This window comes from Pseudomonas sp. Tul2A7 (assembly GCF_054790505.1).
The window spans coordinates 4,446,552-4,462,956 of sequence record NZ_CP186499.1 but is presented as its reverse complement, the minus strand read 5'-3'; the positions used below and the strand labels follow the sequence as shown (position 1 = coordinate 4,462,956).

Below are 16,405 nucleotides of genomic sequence, written 5' to 3'. Positions count from 1 at the left end.
TCGTGTGGATTTATTCCCCGCCTCGGTATTTATTTTTCCGAACGTGGAATAACCTCCAGCGACGGGCGTCTCCCTAGTCCACAGCGTAGTGACTAGCAGAATTTCATGAGCGAATTCGACGAACAGTTGAGAGAAATCATTCCCAGATTGCGCCGCTTTGCCGTGTCACTGACACGCAACAGCAGCAGCGCCGACGATCTGGTGCAAGCCAGCCTTGAGCGGGCGCTGTCGAGTTGGGGCGACAAACGCGCCGACGGCGATTTGCGTGCCTGGCTGTTTGCGATCCTGTATCGGCAGTTTCTCGACGCCCATCGCCGCTCCCGACGCTATGCGCGAATGCTCGAATTCTTCACCGGGCGCGACGATGCCGAACCCTCGGTGGAGCGCACCGTCATTGCCCAATCGACCCTGCAAGCGTTTGACCGTCTGCCCAGCGAACAGCGCGCCCTGCTGCTGATGGTGTCGGTGGAAGGCCTTTCCTATAAAGAGGTCGCCGAGATCCTCGGCGCCCCGATCGGCACCGTGATGTCGCGCCTGTCCCGCGCCCGCCAGGCCTTGCGCCAACTCAGCGACGGCGAAATCAGCAGCCCTTCTTTGCGGATACTCAAATGATCAGCCTGCCTCCCAACGAGCGTGACCTGCACGCGTATGTCGACCACCAGCTCAGCGACGCCGACCGGCGTGTGCTGGAGACCTGGCTAGCCAGTCACCCGGATGAAGCGGCGCAGGTTCGCGCCTGGCAACAGGATGCCCAGCAATTGCGCGCGGCACTCAGCGGCGCATTGCAGCAGCCGGCCAATCCGGCGCTTGATCCAGCGATGATCCGCCAGCGCCGTCAGCGCCAGTCGCGTCGTCATCTGGTCAGCGCGGCGGTATTGCTGATCGCGGTCAGCGTCGGCGGATTCAGTGGCTGGCAGGCGCGGGAAATAACCCTTGTGCGCACGTCCATGTTGCCGATGACCGATGCGTTGCAGGCCTATCGGCTGATTGCCCAGCAAGGCATGCTGCCAGCCGATTACAAAGTCGACAGCGATGGTGACATGCAGCGCTGGCTCGATCGTTATTTCAACCGGGCCAGTCGTTTACCGGATCTGAAGGCGGCCGGGTTCGAACCGGTCAGCGGGCGCTTGCTCAGCACTGATGAAGGTCCGGCGGCGATGGTCATGTATGAGGATGGCAGTGGGCACAAGGTGAGTTTCTACGTGCGCCCGCCGGGGCCGAAAAACACCTTTTTGCCGCGTGGCAGCCGCAGTGATGGCGACTTGCAGGCCGAGTACTGGTCGGGCGGCGGGTACAACTATGCGATGGTCAGCCCGGTCGATACACCGGCGGCGCAACAGCTCAAGCAATCGCTGCAATTCTGAGAGTTCCACCTCTCCCCTGTGGGAGCGAGCCTGCTCGCGAAGGCGCCAGATCAGTCGCATCGTTGCTGAATGACACACCGCATTCGCGAGCAGGCTCGCTCCCACAAGGGATCAGCGTCAGGCTCAGAAACCTACGTCGAGCACGACATTGTCCAGATAAGTACCGGCCGGCGGCGTGGTCTGGTCGGTGTAGATCTTCGCGTTGTAGTTGAAGATCTGACTGCCCGTGCCCAAGCCGTTCCCCGGATTGACCTCGGCGTCAGTACTCGCCCGCCGTGCCGCGCCGACACTGCCCCAGCGCGTGGTGCCGGCGCTTTTGAAAATGTCGTAAGCCAGATAATTGCTCCCGGAAATCATCCGGCGCCGCCCGCCGACACTCACCGCGTTCTGCCCGTCGCTCAACCCCACGGTGTAGGCACTGCCCTTGGTGCAGGCCAGATTGATCGTCTGACCGGTCACCGGGGTAAAAGCGCTGACCACCGGCGCGCTGCCGAAGGCGATGTTCGGCGCAGTAATCGTGCAGTCGTTGGACACCGTCAGATTCACCGTCAACGACGTCGTGCCGCTGGCGATATCGCGCCCGAGACAGATGGCACCGATGCCGATCCCCGAGCAGTAATTCCAGTTCCAGAAAATACTCAGGGTCTCGGTGTACACCCCGGCGGCGACATTGCTGCCAATGGTGGTACCGAGATACAGCGGCACCGTTTTCGGCGTCGTACCGTTGAGCAGGCCCAAGGCATCGATGATGCCGTTACGCGCAAAGTCATAGGCCGTGCCGCGCGTCAGCGGGTAGCTGGTGCTGTTGTTGGCGTAGATCGTGTAGCTGATGACATCGCCGGTCGGCCCGACCAGACCACCTTGAGTAGAAGAAACAGTGCCCCAGAAGTGGTCGTTACTGGTCAGCAGGGACAGCAGCGAACCGGTGCAACTCAAACCCGCATTCAATGTGGAACTGGGCTGCGAAGTCGTGCGCACGGCAATCGAACTGAGCGTACCGAACGCCGCCGGCGTGGTGCTGACCACCGAACACGCAGCCTGCACCGCCGCTGGCAGCATCAGCGCCAGCAACAGAAGCAAGCGTGCGCCGATCATTGACACACCAACGGGCCAATCAACGGCACCTGATCCTGATTCAGATCGACACTGAACTGCGCCTGACAGGTCTTGCCGTCGGCCAGCGTCACTTGCAGCGAGTTCTGCACCTGCAGGTTTTCCAGATACACCAGCCCGTCCCAACCGACCACCGTCCGCGTGCCGCTCTGCTGGTGCAAAACACCCGCGCCCAGCGGCAGTTCTCGCTGCTGCGCGTCGACCAGGACGATGCTCGCGGCGATCACCCGGCTCAGCGGAAACTCCAGCAGATAACCGCTGCCTCGGCGCACGGCAATGCGCTGTTCGACGTTGGGGCTGCGCACGTTGGCCGGCAGATTCAGGGGGTCGATTTCATACTTGCCGCGGTAATAAGCGCTGCTCCACGGGACCAGCAGATGACCATTCTTGTCGGTCTGACCGACCTGCTGGTTTTCGTAGCGCACCGGAATGTCGGCAAAACCATCGGTGCTGACCACCACAAACGCGTCGTCGATGCGGTTGGCAGCAAACACCTGACGGTCCATCCATACCAGCGAACCACTGGCATCGGCCCAACGGGTTTCGGCGTCAGAAGTACCGTAGACGCCGGCCTGCAACTGCACCGATTGCAGACGCCAGGTGACGTCGGCCTGACGATAATCGGCGCCGTCCCCCTTGGCGTAACCCAGATTGAAACCTACACCGCCCTCGGTCGGCACCGCGCGACTGTAATTGACCCGCTGCTGGCTCTGCCCGGTTTTACTGCGATCACTGCTGATCGCCAGGCTGCCACGCAGATCGAACGGAATCACCAATTGCGCCTGCACCGCCCAGTTGCTGTCGCCGATCTCACGGTTGGCCGACAGGTAGAAACTGCTGTTGCGCCACAGCGGTTTGCTCCAACTGAGGTTGAGCAGCCGCGTGCGCGAATCGTCCGCCGCGCGCACATCGAAATAACCCGCGCCGAGACTGCCCCAGCGGTCGAGGTTGAGACTCAGCGTCGCCTGTTCGCTGCGCCGGCTAAGGCTGATATAGGGGCTGTCGACCACAGTCAGGTCGGCATATTGATCGTGGCGTTGCAGGCGTTGGTAGGAAAAGCTGAACCGCTGATTACTGTACTGATAGCCCAGGCTTAATTGCTGACCACCCTCGCCGTCAAAACGGCTCTGACTCACAGCGCTGTTGAGTACACCGAAGTTACCGAGCTGCCAATTGCCGCCAAGGCCGCCCAGTGTCAGCGAGTCCGCCGCTTCGGCATGGCTTTCCAGAGTGAAGCTATCGCTGACGCCATAGCGCAGGCTGCCGGAGGTGACACCCGGCCCGTAGTTGAAATCCTTCAAACCGTAGTCGCGACGCAACGTACCGGCGGCCACAGAAAAATCGCTCAAACCTTTTTGCAGCAAAGTGCTGGTGACATAGAACGGCACCGTGGTCGAAACTTGCCGACCGAGCGCATCAGTGGTCACTACGACGGCTTCGCCCGCACCGTTGATGAAAGGAATATTGGTCAGCGTGTACGGCCCGGGCTGCAAATCTGCGCTGCTGGACTTGTAGCCATTGATGAACAGATCCACCGAGGACGGCACCGCCGCTTCACCGGCAAATTGCGGCAACGGATAGGTCACCAGATCCGGGCGTACGGCAAAGTCCCGCGAGAACTGCACGCCGCCCAGACGTACCGAATTGCTCCACGGCAACGCACCGCTGATGACGTCACCGGCCTCGTAGGTGAGCATTCGCTCATCGTCGGAGTAACGCCAGGTGGTGTCGTAGCGCAAGTAGCCGTTGTCCAGCGTGTTGAGCGAATCACCGGACAAGGTTTGCCGATACTGCCCGGTGTTGGACAGCGTGCCCCAGCTGTCGAACAGCCGCACTTCGTTCCACGCTGCCAGGTAAGTGCCAGCATCGTCGGTGTCATTGAGGTACAGGTCATAGTTGAACAACGTGCCGAAACTGCTCAGCGCCGGCGTTCGCGGATAGCTCTGGCGATTACCGATGAACTGTTCCGGTAGCCAGTCCGGCGGCACGTCCAGCAGCAAGCGTTGACCAACACTGTCGTAATCACTGTGCAGCCCCGCCAGGCTGTCGAGATCGACCTCGGCGCCGAGGCTGTCGGGCAGTTTCATGCCGGTTTCGCGCAATGCCGTCGCCGGGACAAACAAGCGCCCGTCGCGCTGCTGCACCGCCACTACGCGCCCGGTATTCATCTGATTGACCACCAATTCCAGAAACAACTGCGCATCACTCACGGCCTCCATGCCGCTAGGTGGCGGCGGCAGATCGCCGGCCCCGGATGGTTGAACGAACATCAGGCAACACGCGCCGGTGATGAGCCACAACGGACGCTGAATACGGCGAACCCGTCCTGGGTTCATACGCGCTTTACGTCCGTCAATGGACTGAATCCTCCCTGATACCGCTTTAGCCGACGCCAGATGCCTGCGCTACGACTCACTCACTTGGCGGGCGTGATGCTCTGCACCTGTGCCGCGCCATTTACTCGTACCTGCAATGCCGAATCATTGGTCAGCGGCGTCGGTGCCGGCCAGCGCATCACCGCGCCGGGCAGTACGTAACCCAGCAGCCCTTCGGCCAACGGTTTGCTCTGCCCGGCCTGTTTGATGGCCACGTCAGTCAGTCGCGCATGCACCGCGCCCTGATTGCGCACTTCGACATAAGGCTTGCCGTCCACCGCCACCGTGCGCCAGCTCAACTGCGGCAGGCCGACACCTTTGGGATCGCGCGCGCGGGTGCTGTCTTCTTTGCTCCACAGCCCGGCGCCATAGGCAAACAGCGGTAACGAGTAACGCATCTGGAAGCGAATCGCCGCCGCGGTTTTTCCGCCGTCAGCGGCGGCTGGTTGCGCGGAGGGAATTTCGTCGATGATGATCCGGTAGGCCAGTTCCTGCCCCGGCGGTACGTCCTTGGTTCGGGTCAGGCGCACCAGTTGTTTCTGCCCCGGCTCGATTTTCGCCACCGGCGGGCTGCCGATCACGTCGCGCTGGTTCTGGTATTGCTCGGCGAAACCACTCTGGCTCCAGCCGAATACGCGGATCTGCAGATTGGCCGTTTCGCTGCCACGGTTTTCCAGCCACAGCGCACTGGCCTGTTGATCAGCCTCCAGCACCGGATCGATCGGCCAGATCAGTACCGAACTCGCCGCTTGTGCCTGGCTTGCCCCAAGCATGACCATCGTCCACATCACACAGCGCACGAAAGAATGCCGTGACGTCACTGACCCCATAAACCTGCTCCTTGTCGGCCATTCAACTTCGCCTTACCACGACAGTTGCACCTGCAACACGTCGCTGTACGTCCCCCCAGGCTGATTGCCCGGCAATTGCACCTGACCGTAAATCGGCAGGCTGATGTTGTTCGCATCGCTGTAGGCCACCGCCACGCTCTGGCCAATGCCCAGGCTCTGGCTGTACGCCGCATCGCGAAACAGCGCATACGCCACCCGCGCACTGCCGCTGTTGACCTGCATGTGCCGGCCACTGCTGTTGTACTGGCCGCCATCAACGCTCATGTTCAGCGTCACCCCCGGCGTGCATTGCAATTGCACCCCGCCGGTCAGCGCGACCTGCACGGTGCCGGTGGCCAGCGCCGAACGTGAACCGAAGTTCAGCCCGCCATAATTCGACACCCCGCCCACCACCAGACACCCGGCAGTGACCGTGGCACTGACCTGAAAGCTCTGGCTCGTCGCTGCGGTCAGCGGCAGCGGTGCACTGCCCGCACAGAGCAGGAGCAGCGCGGCACAGCCATGGCGGCGCATGGCATCAGAACGTCAGTTCAACAGCGACGGTGTCGGTGTACGTCCCCGCCGGCAAACCGGCCTTGCCCACCGCCTGACCGTAGATGTTCACCGTCTGCGCGACACCGGTGCTGGCGGCGAGATTGATCGTCCCGTCGATCGCCAGCAGTTGCGAGTGCCCGGCATCGGTGTACAAGTCGTACGGCACGTAATTGGCCACCCCGTCGTACAACGCTCGGGTGCCGCCCGGCGACATGCCGTCATGTGAACCGGCGCGCACCTTGACCGTCGGCGTGGTGCCGCTGGAGCAGAGAATCGACAGCGCCCCGCCACCACCGCCCAACACTTGCCCGGTGGCCGTGGTGAACAGGCTGTTGGCGGTGCCGAAGTTCAACGCACCGAAGTTCAGCCCGGTGGAACCGCCCGCACCGTTGACCTGACAACTGCTGATCAGTATCAGGCTGGAGGTGATCTGGCCGGTGACCGTGGTGGCGGCATTGGCACTGGAAACCAGCGCCAGGCCAAGCAACGACAAACCTATCCTTGATGCAAACGTACGCATGGTGTCCGTCCTCTACGGGGTTACCAGTCGAGCGTCACCGTCAGCGTGTCGGTATAGACACCTGCCGGTACCGCACGGGTATTCGCCACCACCGAGCCAAATACCGGAATGGGTATCTGCGCAGCGCTGGTGACAGCGAAATTGTGTTGCTGGCCGATGCTGTAGCTCCGGGCGCCGGAGGGATCGACGAACAGCTGATAGGGAAGAGTCTGGCGGCCGTTGCTCAGGCGCCGGGTATTGCCGTCACCGTGGGTGCCGCCGTCGATGGTGACGGTGAAACCGGTGACCGAGGGGTTGCAGGCGACGTTGAGCTTGCCGCTGCTGTCACCGTCGAGACTGGCCTTGATCGGTGCGTTCCAGGTGGGCCCCTGAAGGCCGAAATCGAGGGTGCCGAGGGCACTGACCGGGCTGTCGGGAGTACTGGTGTTGGTGACTTCGCAGCCGGCAATCAGGATCAGCCGCGCATTGATCTGCCCACTGACCGCCGCTTGCGCCTCGTCTGCGAGCAATGCCAGCGTACCTGCCGCCACCACCATCCAGTGTTTTCCTGTCATCGCGACCGTCCCTGCTCCTTTACGCTGACTCAATCACCGCGCTCATCATTGAACGCCTTCCTTGTGCACCCGCGTCCACCGGTGCCTGTTGCCATCGCGATCACCAGGTGACCGTTACCTTGACCAGATCCGAATAACGCCCGACTCGCGGCACTTCGGCCAATCGCTCGATCCGCGCGTACAGTGGCAGCTCCACTGTGCCGCTGTCCGGCACCCGTCCGCTGACCGGCACATCCACCACCAGCGGCAGCCGTCGCGCCGCGTCCTGATACAAGCGGTACGGAATCGGTTTGCTGCCCGTCGAAGCGGCCATATAGCGGACCTCACCGACACCGCCATGCAAGCCACCGTCGACGCGCATCTGGTACGGCGTGTCCGGATTGCATTCCAGGCGTGGCAGGCGTTGATTGGTCAACGCGGCGGCCAATGGCCCGGCGGGGTCATCGAGGCGTGCGGTGCTGCCGAAGTCGAGCACACCCAGTTGCTCGATGCCGGCGTTACGCTGCTGGCCGACCAACTGGCAGCCGCGCTGCACATCGACGCGCACTTCAACCTGAAGATCTGCCGCATGAACAGGCGCAACGAGTGCCCCCAGCAGGCCCATGACCACATGTACATTCACTGCGCCGTTCCTTGTCAGTGATCACTTGCGACGTCGTTTCTGTGATTGAGGTTAGCAACGGTCGACGATTCCGCCAGTCGATTGGATCCAGGGATCGCCCGGGATATGTTTCGAAAGGTTGGCAACAGGTAGAGCCTTGTCGCTAAAAATAGCTGTACGTGCCGCACAAATTTGTTCAATTACCGCCCACTGTCGATCCGCTGTGGTGGCTGGCCAACCCGGCGCCTGGTTACACTGTGTCGCCGCGCTCCCGGGAGCCGGTCTTGACGAACACGGAGACGCCCACAGTGCCTGTCCACCCGCCGAAACGATCGCGATTGATCCAGCGCTGGCCGGCGTTGCGCCGCTGGTTGGGCAAGGGTTTGCCGGCCGGTGCCGGGCATGACGCCAGCGCCCAGTCGATCCGCGATTACTTCCGGCACAAGGCCGGCGGTCAGGGTTACACCCTCAGCCACAGCCAGCAGCGCGTCATTGATTGCATGGCGCAGCAGGCCAGTCTGCTGTTTGGCGCCAGCAACCGAACCGCGCCGAGTCTCTATCTGTTCGGCGCCGTCGGACGCGGCAAGAGCTGGTTGCTCGATGGCTTTTTTCAGGCCTTGCCGATCACCCAGAAACGGCGCCTGCATTTCCATCAGTTTTTCGCGCAATTGCATCAGGGCATGTTCAGCCATCGCGAGCAGGACGATGCTCTCGAAGTGACCCTCGACGAACTGCTGGAGGATTGTCGGGTGCTGTGTTTCGACGAGTTTCATGTGCATGACATCGGCGATGCCATGCTCATCACCCGGCTGTTCAAGGCACTGTTCAAACGGCGAATTCTGCTGTTGGTGACCTCCAACTATGCGCCGGAAGGGCTGCTGCCCAATCCGCTCTATCACGCGCGCTTCAAACCGGTGATCGAACTGATCAATACGCGCATGCAGGTGATGGAAGTCGGTGGTCCGCACGATTACCGCAGTCAGGCGCGCCACTCTGCACATCAGATCTTCACTCAGGGGCATTACGTGTGGCCGGCCACGCCAGCGCAACGCACCGCTCTGGAGCTGCCGCCGGCCGATACGCCAGCCATTCGGTTATCCGTCGGCAGCCGGCAGTTTCAGGCTCGATTGTGTGAAGAGCGGCGTGTTGGTTTTACCTTCAGCGATCTGTGTGAACAGCCAACGGCGGTCATGGACTATCTGGAGCTGTGCCGACGTTTCGATCGCTGGATCATTGATGATCTACCAGAGCTGGGGGAATGCTCGATTGCCGCGCAACAGCGCTTCATCAATCTGATCGACGTGCTGTACGACCAGGACAAACATCTGACGCTACTCGGCCGGCGGCCCTTGCGTGAAAGCCTGGACGGCCACGCCATTGACCTGGCGCGCACCCGCAGCCGCTTGGGGCAATTGCAAGAGATGCACAACGACGACTGACCACACAGCTCATGTGGGAGCGAGCCTGCTCGCGAAGGCGGGGTGTCAGTCAACACATAAGCAGACGACACTCCGCTTTCGCGAGCAAGCTCGCTCCCACAAAAGGCATCTGAAGTTTCGCCACCTATCCAATTTCAAATCCGGGTATTGCCGTTATCATGTCGCCCATCCTCAGTGCCCCAGCGGCGCGCCCCTGATCAATAGCGAACACCAACATGCACACCCTTGCTCAATTACGCGCCGGCGAGTTGTCGGGCATTACGCGACTGGATCTGTCCTGCGGACTGACCGAGTTCCCGCGCGAGATTTTCGATCTGGCCGATACCCTGGAAATCCTCAACCTCAGCGGCAACCAATTGAGTAGCCTGCCGGATGACTTGCACCGTCTGACACGCCTGCGCGTGCTGTTCTGCTCCGACAACCCGTTCACCGAACTGCCGGCCTGCCTCGGCCAGTGCGCTGCCCTGACGATGATCGGCTTCAAGGCCAACCGCATCGTCAACGTACCCGGCAACGCTCTGCCACCAGCGTTGCGCTGGCTGATCCTGACAGACAACTGCATCGAGAACCTGCCGAGCGAACTCGGTGATCGCCCTGCCCTGCAAAAACTCATGCTGTCCGGCAACCGTCTGCAAACGCTGCCGCCCTCCCTGAGCAACTGCCATCGCCTGGAGCTGCTGCGCATCTCTGCCAACCGCCTGAGCGAACTGCCGCAGTGGCTGCTCAACCTGCCGAGCCTGACCTGGCTGGCCTACGCCGGTAACCCGCTGGAGACCGAGGCGGACGCCGCCGCGCTGGAAGCGACACCACAAATCTCCTGGTCGGCGCTGCGTCTGGAACAGCGTTTGGGCGAAGGTGCCTCGGGGGTGATTTCCCGGGCGAACTGGCAACGCGACGATGGCTCAGTGACACCGGTCGCGGTGAAGCTGTACAAAGGTGAAATGACCAGCGACGGTTCGCCGCTGCACGAAATGAATGCCTGTATCAGCGCCGGCCTGCATCCCAATCTGATCCGGGTCGAAGGGCGCATCATTGGCCATCCCGACGGCCAGCAAGGCTTGGTGATGCAGTTGATCGACCCGTCGTTCGGCAACCTCGCCGGTCTGCCGAGCCTGGCGTCTTGCTCACGAGATGTTTACGCCGATGATTGCCGGTTCACTGCCGAGGTCGCGCTGAACATTGCCAAAGGCATCGCTTCGGCAGCCGATCACTTGCACCAGCAAGGCATCACCCACGGCGATCTCTACGCGCACAACATTCTGTTGAATGAGCGCGGCGATTGCCTGCTCGGGGATTTTGGTGGTGCGTCGTTCCACGCCATTGCCGATACAGCGGAAACTCGCGCGTTGCAACGCATCGAAGTGCGTGCGTTCGGGATTTTGCTGGGGGAATTGCTGGCGCGCATCGACTCGGGGTTGAGTGATGAGCGGCGTGCGGTGCTTGAGGAGCTGGAGCGGCGTTGCTGTCAGGCGGAGGTGCTGGCGCGGCCGGGGTTTGACGAAGTCATTCGGCAACTTGAGAATCTGTGACCGCTGCGCGGTCAATCGCGAGCAGGCTCGCTCCTACAGGGGATTTGTGAACGCCACAGATCCAGTGTGGGAGTGAGCCTGCTCGCGATGAGGCCATCACTGACGAAGTCGATCAGCCCGCCAGGCCGACAAACATGTCCTGCACGTCATCATGGTTGTCGAGGCCTTCAAGGAACGCTTCAACCTCAGCCATCTGCTCGTCGCTCAAACCGCTGACCGGGTTCTTCGGTTGGTAGCCGAGCTTGGCCGACAGCACGGTGAAGCCTTGCTCTGGCAGCGCTTTCTGCACCGCATCGAGATCAGTAGGATCGGTCAGGAACAGCGTCGCGCCCTCTTCGCCCGGCTCGAAATCCTGAGCACCGGCTTCGATCGCGGCCATTTCCGGATCGGCGTCCGGAGTGTCCGGCGAGGCTTCGATCATGCCGACGTGGTTGAAGTCCCAGGCCACCGAGCCGGAAGCGCCCAGTTGGCCCTTGCGGAAGGCCACGCGGATTTCCGCGACAGTACGGTTGATGTTGTCGGTCACGCACTCGACGATCAGCGGCACCTGGTGCGGGGCGAAGCCTTCGTAGGTCACGCGATGGTATTGCACGGTTTCACCCAGCAGACCGGCGCCTTTCTTGATCGCGCGATCCAGGGTTTCTTTTGGCATCGAGGCTTTCTTGGCCTGTTCGACCACCAGACGCAGGTGTGCGTTGGTGGTGGTATCGGCACCGTTGCGGGCAGCGATGGTGATTTCCTTCACCAGTTTGCCGAAGATCTTGCCCTTGGCGTTGGCTGCCGCTTCTTTGTGTTTAACCTTCCACTGTGCGCCCATTACTCACTCTCTTGATCTGTGGCGCCGAGACATCTATTGGCCGACGCGTGCCGGCAAGTTTATACGGCCTAAAGTCGGCAATCGACCAAAAAAACAATGTGGAATCGACATCTTCACCAGACCTTGTAGGGCGATTCTGAAAACACCCTTTGACATGACCTTTCGGCGCTGGGGTTTCGTACCCTCTTAAACCCGTATTGCCTGACAGAGCCTGTTCGAATGCTCAATGACAAGGAAAGTCCGTTTACCCTGACCCTGACCAATAGCGGTTTATGCCTGCCGGTGTTGCGCTTTCGCGGCGAGGAAGCGCTCAACCAGCCGTACCGGTTCGACATCGAACTTATCGGTCTGGCCCCCGCCGTGGCGCCGGGTACACTGTTGCAGCAACCGGTATTCCTGCGCCTGGACGACCATCACGGGATTCACGGGATCATCCACAGCGCCAGTTGTGAACATTGCGGTACCCATCGCATCGGCTATCGCCTGATGATAGTGCCGTCGCTGCAACGGTTGGCACAGCCGAGCAGGCGTCGGGTGTTCGTGCAACAGAGCGTGCCGCAGATTCTCCAGCAGTTGCTCGCGGAAAATGCTCTGCCCGCCGAGGGCTACCGGATTGAAATGACCGTGGGGTGCTATCCGGTGCGGCCGTTCTGCATCCAGTTCGAGGAAAGCGATCTGGCACTGCTGCACAGGCTCTGCGAGGAAGAAGGTATCCACTATCACTTCGAACACCGCGCGGACGGTCACGTCGTGGTTTTCGCCGATGACAGCCTGAGTTTGCCGCAAGAACCGGCCCTGGTGCCGTTCATGGATGATCAGCAAGCGCGCTCACCCTGCGTCAGCGCGCTATTCCAGCATCACCACGCCGCCCCCATGACGACACTGCCCACGGTACGCAATCGGGGGCAGCGGACCATCGACGAGGACGCTGCCAATCAAAGCCGATCAATGGCCCGGCCGCCGGTGCTTTCTCTGGAACAACGCCACAGCGAACAACGCAGTCGACGGCACTTGGAACGACAACGCTGCCACCTTCGTTCGGTCAATGGCCGCAGCGACCGTATCGGGTTGCTTAGCGGACATTTGCTGCAAGTCAGCGAACATCCGATCAACAGCTTCAACGAACAATGGCGGATCACTGCCATTAGCCATCAGGGTCAACACCCCTCGATTCTTGACCCGACGCCGACGGTACACCGCTATCACAACGATTTCACTGCCCAACCGTGGTCGACAGACTTTCGCCCGCCGCTTAAACAACAGCGCCCGAGCATCGCCGGGTATCACTTGGCGAACGTACTTGGTGTCGAGGGACAACCGGCAAGACTCGACGACCAGGGGCGCGTCGCCGTCAGGTTGTGGCCAGCGGATTCAGCACCCAATGACGATGCCAATGCCGATGCGATATGGCTGCCCATCGCCATGACCAGGGCCAACGGGCGAATCATCCCTGAGGAGTTACCCTGTGTCGGCAGCGAAGTGTGGGTGAGCTTTCTCGACAGCGATCCGGATCGGCCCATTCTGTGCTTGGGCAACTCACGCAAGCCCCCGCCCCGCGAGTCACCGCGCGCCCGCGACAGCAGCTTATTGCTCGACTGGCTGCTCAATAGCGACGCCCATTAGCCCCGATCGGCAGGAGCTGCCGCAGTTCCTGCCTGTGCAGCAGTGCATTAACCTTTGTCAGCCTTGCCGGCCGCTGCGGCGAATTTCGCCAGGCGCACGTCGAGATGCCGAGGTCGCCGCCCGTGATCCTCGGCGCGCTCCTTGCGGCGGATCGCATTGCGCACCATCAACGAGCCGAGGTAACGGATCGGCTCCGGCGGGAAATAACCCAGCGGCCCGTTGACCAGCGGCGAGCGCGTCCACGGGTTGTCCAGGCCTTGCACCAGTGACGCGAGAATCTGCCCGCCCATATGACACGGGCCGACGCCGCTGCCCGAATAACCGAAACCGTAAAACACATTGCCCGCGCTGCTCATCTGGCCGAAGAACGGCAAGCCAGTGACCGAGCGATCCGACGGGCCGTTCCAGGTGGCATCTACTTTTACATCGGCAAACGCCGGGAAGAAGTCGGCGAGGCTGTTTTTCAGCAGGCCGGCATAAGGCGATGGCTGATCGAACACCGGCAGCATGCGCCCGCCAAACGCGAAGGTGTTGCCACCCTTGCCGAGCATGATCCGGCCGTCGGGGGTGTTGTGGTAGTAGTGCACGAAAATCCGCGAATCGAGCACCGTCACGCCGCTGGTCAAACCGATCTCCTGCAACAGCTCCGGGCGCGGTTCGGTGATCAACATATCGCTGGAAACAATCGCCACGCTGCGCTCGAATTGCGGGAAAGCACGGGCCATCCACGCGTTCATCGCCAGCACCACGCGATCGGCAACGATGCTGCCGTTCGGCGTCTGCAGGCGTGCGGGACGCCCTTCTTCCAGCCCGGTCATTGCCGTGTTTTCGTGAATCTTCACACCCAACTGCAATGCCACCCGACGCAAGCCACGCACCAGTTTGCCCGGCTGCACACTGGCCGCTGCCGGCGAGAACCAGCCTTCCAGATGCTTGCTCGAACCGGCCATGCGCTGCACATCGGCGAGCGGACGCTGGGAGAACGAGTTGATGCCATTGCGTTCCAGTGCGGCAATCACCGCATCGGTCGAGCCGACTTGCGCGCGGTTGGTCGCGGTGTACAGCGTGCCGTCGAGACGGTAATCGGCATCGACGCCGTACTGCTCACAGAACTCGCCGATCGCGTGGATACTGCGTTCCGATTCCTTGACCAGACGCACCGCTTCCTCGACGCCAAACAGGCGCTCAAGGGTGAAATATTTCGCCGACCACGACAACGCACATCCGCCATTACGGCCACTAGCTCCGGCGCCACAGATGTCCGCTTCGATCAGCAACACATCGAGTTCAGGGTTCTGTCGCTTGAGCATGATTGCTGTCCACAACCCGGTGTAGCCGCCGCCGACAATGCACACATCGGTGCGGACCTCGCCCTGCAACGGCGGGCAGGGTTCAGACGTATCGGCCTGCAAGGCCTGCTCCAGCCAAAACGGTCTCATGGGAAGGTTCTCCAGTCAGTAGGCCACAACAAAGCCTGCCGCGAGCACCGCAGCAGGCCGTGAGGCAAGGGGTTTCAGGAGCGCAGCGGTTTGATCGTCAGCGGGCAATTGGGGATTGAGGCGCGCGGTTCCATCACGCCAACCGGGCGGCTGTTCCAGTGCGGAATCAGCACCAGCGCCGAGAACAGTGCGCAACCGGCGAAGACGATAAACACCGTCACCGAGTCGAAGTAACCCGGCAGCAAACCGCCAAGTACCGCACCGACCGAGCCGCAGCCGTTGACGAAACCGGCAGCGGTGGCGCCGGCCTTGGCTTTGCCGAAGTCGATCGCGGCGGCACCGCTGATCATCGAGTCCGGCCCGTACAAGGTCAGCCCCATGACGAACAGCAGCGCGACCACCAGCAACACACTGCCGCTCTGCAACGCAGCCATGAACAGCGCCAGCGTCACGGTCAGCGCCAGCAGGCTCAACACGCAGGCCGGCATGCGCCGGGCACCGAACAGTTTGTCCGAAGCCAGGCCGATCAGGATCGGCCCGAGCAACCCGGCCAGTTCAAACGAAGTGGGAATGATCGCCGCGCCAACCTTGCCGACACTGGGCATCTGTTCAAAGACAATCACCGGGCCCCACAACAGAATCGCGTAACGCGCCGGTTTCAACATGAAATACGCCAGGCCCAGCACCAGCACCGTGCGGTTACGGAGGATTTCCTTTAACGGCTCCCAGACACTGAGTTTGCTGTTGGCCTCGGTTTCTTCCGCCGTCAGTTCCGGCTCCGGCTCGACCGCCGGCAAGCCGACATCTTCCGGTTTATTGCGCTGGAAGATAAAGAACAACACCGCCACGACGGCGACCACCACCGCACTGGAAATGAACGCCGCGTGCCAGGTGCCCATCAAGGTGTACGCCCACCAGCCGGCGAACGGCGACGCCACCAGACCACCAAAGGCGTAGCAGGAACTCCATAACCCGAGCACTCGCCCGCGTTGTTGGGAGGGGAAAAAACTACCGAGGTTTTTGCACAATCCCGACCATCCGGTGGACTGCGCCAAGCCCTGAATCAACATGCAGGTGGCGAAGATCGGCAACGTGGCGTAACTGCCCATCACTAGCGCCGCTGCCGCGGAAATCAGTAGACCACCAAGCACCACGACCCGAGGACCAAAGCGGTCGGCGAGCATGCCCCAGGTGAACTGGCCGAGGGCATAAGCCGCCAGATAAATCGCATCGAGGTTGGCCATGGCCATCTTGTCGAGCATGAAGGTCGGGTCTTCGGCGATGCCCAGTTTGGCCACCGAAAACGCTTTGCGGGTGAAGTAGAAAGCGGCGTAAGCAAGCCAGGTAATCGCGAAAATCTGCACGCGCCAACGCGCAATGGTGCCGATGTGCTTGTTCATGGTGGTTCTGACCTCAGGGTGTGAGTGTGCCGGCAGAATCGTTAAGCAAAACGCCTGTGTTTTTATTGTTGAGCACTGCGATATCACCCCGTCCCTACGGCGATATCGGTCAGATGAGTCCTGCTGTTGCATGCACAGGCTCATGGCGACCGTGCTGCCCGAGCGGGCAGTCAGCGATGGCGTGAGCCGATCAAAGCAATTACTGTTTAATAAATAAAATCGATTTATCGTATTTCACACATAAGC

Annotated in this window: 15 protein-coding genes; 5 read left to right on the top strand and 10 right to left on the bottom strand. The window is 61.4% G+C overall.

What is annotated here, in order from left to right; all coding sequences use genetic code 11:
- Positions 1-105 precede the first annotated feature (105 nt).
- Positions 106-612, top strand: coding sequence for a sigma-70 family RNA polymerase sigma factor (locus ACOYXJ_RS20110; protein WP_038362727.1), 507 nt, complete (start codon positions 106-108; stop codon positions 610-612).
- Positions 609-1,364 (top strand): anti-sigma factor family protein, encoded by a 756-nt coding sequence (locus tag ACOYXJ_RS20105; protein WP_460371174.1) that lies wholly within the window; start codon positions 609-611, stop codon positions 1,362-1,364. The genes ACOYXJ_RS20110 and ACOYXJ_RS20105 overlap by 4 nt, the downstream gene beginning before the upstream one ends.
- A gap of 123 nt (positions 1,365-1,487) precedes the next feature.
- Here ACOYXJ_RS20105 and ACOYXJ_RS20100 read toward each other — a convergent pair whose 3' ends face one another.
- From ACOYXJ_RS20100 to ACOYXJ_RS20070, 7 genes are all read right to left on the bottom strand, one after another.
- Positions 1,488-2,459 (bottom strand): Csu type fimbrial protein, encoded by a 972-nt coding sequence (locus ACOYXJ_RS20100; protein ID WP_460371173.1) that lies wholly within the window; start codon positions 2,457-2,459, stop codon positions 1,488-1,490.
- Positions 2,456-4,813, bottom strand: a complete 2,358-nt coding sequence (locus ACOYXJ_RS20095) for a fimbria/pilus outer membrane usher protein (RefSeq protein WP_460371172.1) — start codon at positions 4,811-4,813, stop codon at positions 2,456-2,458. Before ACOYXJ_RS20095 ends, ACOYXJ_RS20100 begins: the two co-directional genes overlap by 4 nt.
- 80 nt (positions 4,814-4,893) lie before the next feature.
- On the bottom strand, positions 4,894-5,682 hold the full coding sequence (locus ACOYXJ_RS20090; protein WP_460371171.1) for a fimbrial biogenesis chaperone: 789 nt from the start codon (positions 5,680-5,682) through the stop codon (positions 4,894-4,896).
- A 33-nt stretch (positions 5,683-5,715) separates the two neighbouring features.
- Positions 5,716-6,216 (bottom strand): Csu type fimbrial protein, encoded by a 501-nt coding sequence (locus tag ACOYXJ_RS20085; protein ID WP_016983916.1) that lies wholly within the window; start codon positions 6,214-6,216, stop codon positions 5,716-5,718.
- Between the two features lie 4 nt (positions 6,217-6,220).
- Entirely contained in the window at positions 6,221-6,757 is a 537-nt protein-coding gene (locus ACOYXJ_RS20080) for a Csu type fimbrial protein (RefSeq protein WP_034154702.1), read from the bottom strand.
- A 20-nt stretch (positions 6,758-6,777) separates the two neighbouring features.
- A complete protein-coding gene (locus ACOYXJ_RS20075; RefSeq protein WP_034154701.1) occupies positions 6,778-7,311 on the bottom strand; it encodes a Csu type fimbrial protein in 534 nt (177 codons plus the stop codon).
- A 100-nt stretch (positions 7,312-7,411) separates the two neighbouring features.
- Positions 7,412-7,915: a Csu type fimbrial protein gene (locus ACOYXJ_RS20070; RefSeq protein ID WP_181429355.1), complete on the bottom strand. Its 504-nt coding sequence runs from the start codon at positions 7,913-7,915 to the stop codon at positions 7,412-7,414.
- A gap of 305 nt (positions 7,916-8,220) precedes the next feature.
- Here ACOYXJ_RS20070 and zapE point away from each other — a divergent pair, with 305 nt between their 5' ends.
- Positions 8,221-9,351, top strand: coding sequence for a cell division protein ZapE (gene zapE, locus ACOYXJ_RS20065; protein ID WP_460371170.1), 1,131 nt, complete (start codon positions 8,221-8,223; stop codon positions 9,349-9,351).
- Positions 9,352-9,566: 215 nt separating this feature from the next.
- Complete coding sequence (locus ACOYXJ_RS20060; protein ID WP_460371169.1) at positions 9,567-10,880, top strand: leucine-rich repeat-containing protein kinase family protein; 1,314 nt, start codon at positions 9,567-9,569, stop codon at positions 10,878-10,880.
- A 112-nt stretch (positions 10,881-10,992) separates the two neighbouring features.
- Here ACOYXJ_RS20060 and ACOYXJ_RS20055 read toward each other — a convergent pair whose 3' ends face one another.
- Positions 10,993-11,697, bottom strand: a complete 705-nt coding sequence (locus ACOYXJ_RS20055) for a YebC/PmpR family DNA-binding transcriptional regulator (RefSeq protein ID WP_007917279.1) — start codon at positions 11,695-11,697, stop codon at positions 10,993-10,995.
- Between the two features lie 219 nt (positions 11,698-11,916).
- Here ACOYXJ_RS20055 and ACOYXJ_RS20050 point away from each other — a divergent pair, with 219 nt between their 5' ends.
- Entirely contained in the window at positions 11,917-13,320 is a 1,404-nt protein-coding gene (locus ACOYXJ_RS20050; protein ID WP_460371168.1) for a type VI secretion system Vgr family protein, read from the top strand.
- A 47-nt stretch (positions 13,321-13,367) separates the two neighbouring features.
- Here ACOYXJ_RS20050 and ACOYXJ_RS20045 read toward each other — a convergent pair whose 3' ends face one another.
- Together ACOYXJ_RS20045 and ACOYXJ_RS20040 are read right to left on the bottom strand one after the other, a co-directional pair.
- Positions 13,368-14,759: an FAD-dependent oxidoreductase gene (locus ACOYXJ_RS20045; RefSeq protein ID WP_460371167.1), complete on the bottom strand. Its 1,392-nt coding sequence runs from the start codon at positions 14,757-14,759 to the stop codon at positions 13,368-13,370.
- A 74-nt stretch (positions 14,760-14,833) separates the two neighbouring features.
- Positions 14,834-16,159 carry an MFS transporter gene (locus ACOYXJ_RS20040; RefSeq protein ID WP_095118172.1) on the bottom strand — a complete coding sequence of 442 codons (1,326 nt, stop codon included), beginning with the start codon at positions 16,157-16,159 and terminating at the stop codon, positions 14,834-14,836.
- Between the last annotated feature and the right edge of the window lie 246 nt (positions 16,160-16,405).

What these genes read in the sequence shown, in the direction of transcription:
- ACOYXJ_RS20085 (WP_016983916.1), bottom strand. Translation starts at nt 6,216, where the DNA reads ATGCGCCGCCATGGCTGTGCCGCGCTGCTCCTGCTCTGTGCGGGCAGT.
- ACOYXJ_RS20040 (WP_095118172.1), bottom strand. Translation starts at nt 16,159, where the DNA reads ATGAACAAGCACATCGGCACCATTGCGCGTTGGCGCGTGCAGATTTTC.
- ACOYXJ_RS20100 (WP_460371173.1), bottom strand. Translation starts at nt 2,459, where the DNA reads ATGATCGGCGCACGCTTGCTTCTGTTGCTGGCGCTGATGCTGCCAGCG.
- ACOYXJ_RS20110 (WP_038362727.1), top strand. Translation starts at nt 106, where the DNA reads ATGAGCGAATTCGACGAACAGTTGAGAGAAATCATTCCCAGATTGCGC.
- ACOYXJ_RS20075 (WP_034154701.1), bottom strand. Translation starts at nt 7,311, where the DNA reads ATGACAGGAAAACACTGGATGGTGGTGGCGGCAGGTACGCTGGCATTG.
- ACOYXJ_RS20080 (WP_034154702.1), bottom strand. Translation starts at nt 6,757, where the DNA reads ATGCGTACGTTTGCATCAAGGATAGGTTTGTCGTTGCTTGGCCTGGCG.
- ACOYXJ_RS20105 (WP_460371174.1), top strand. Translation starts at nt 609, where the DNA reads ATGATCAGCCTGCCTCCCAACGAGCGTGACCTGCACGCGTATGTCGAC.
- ACOYXJ_RS20060 (WP_460371169.1), top strand. Translation starts at nt 9,567, where the DNA reads ATGCACACCCTTGCTCAATTACGCGCCGGCGAGTTGTCGGGCATTACG.
- ACOYXJ_RS20050 (WP_460371168.1), top strand. Translation starts at nt 11,917, where the DNA reads ATGCTCAATGACAAGGAAAGTCCGTTTACCCTGACCCTGACCAATAGC.
- ACOYXJ_RS20045 (WP_460371167.1), bottom strand. Translation starts at nt 14,759, where the DNA reads ATGAGACCGTTTTGGCTGGAGCAGGCCTTGCAGGCCGATACGTCTGAA.
- ACOYXJ_RS20090 (WP_460371171.1), bottom strand. Translation starts at nt 5,682, where the DNA reads ATGGGGTCAGTGACGTCACGGCATTCTTTCGTGCGCTGTGTGATGTGG.
- ACOYXJ_RS20070 (WP_181429355.1), bottom strand. Translation starts at nt 7,915, where the DNA reads ATGGGCCTGCTGGGGGCACTCGTTGCGCCTGTTCATGCGGCAGATCTT.
- ACOYXJ_RS20095 (WP_460371172.1), bottom strand. Translation starts at nt 4,813, where the DNA reads ATGAACCCAGGACGGGTTCGCCGTATTCAGCGTCCGTTGTGGCTCATC.
- ACOYXJ_RS20055 (WP_007917279.1), bottom strand. Translation starts at nt 11,697, where the DNA reads ATGGGCGCACAGTGGAAGGTTAAACACAAAGAAGCGGCAGCCAACGCC.